Source organism: Streptomyces sp. DH24, from assembly GCF_029813775.1.
Taxonomy (GTDB): domain Bacteria; phylum Actinomycetota; class Actinomycetes; order Streptomycetales; family Streptomycetaceae; genus Streptomyces.
On the sequence record NZ_JARVKW010000141.1, the window covers coordinates 1 to 395 of the forward strand.

Genomic DNA, 395 nt, shown 5'->3' on the forward strand with positions numbered 1-395 from the left:
AGTGTCATGACGACAAATTCCCCGGCACTCGACGAGAGAGCGAAATAACCCAGGTTCTCCACGAACGCGAAGCCTAGGGCGCAGATCCCGGCATAGAAGATGTGATCGGTTAGCGAGGTGAGCTCAAGCTTGCGGGCTCCAGTGGCAACGAGAATAAATACTGAGGCTTTGGCTAATTCCTCAGCAAGCGGTGCGACGATGGCCATCGTCACGAACTCACTGGCGGGAACCGCCATCTCGACAAGGAACGAGAAGATGACGCCTGCTGACCCTCCCCAGATCAGCGCCATCACTGTGAGACGGGTAGGTTCGGGCTCCCATCTGTCGAGCCAGCGGTAGCACAGCAGACACACGATAAGGGCCGCGGTCGATGGGATTGCACCGACGATGAAGGT

1 protein-coding gene is annotated in these 395 nt (G+C 57.7%); it reads right to left on the minus strand.

What is annotated here, in order from left to right:
* Positions 1–290: PrsW family glutamic-type intramembrane protease (locus QC282_RS32215; RefSeq protein ID WP_279553125.1), on the minus strand; the 290-nt coding region annotated here is incomplete at its 3' end.
* Between the last annotated feature and the right edge of the window lie 105 nt (positions 291–395).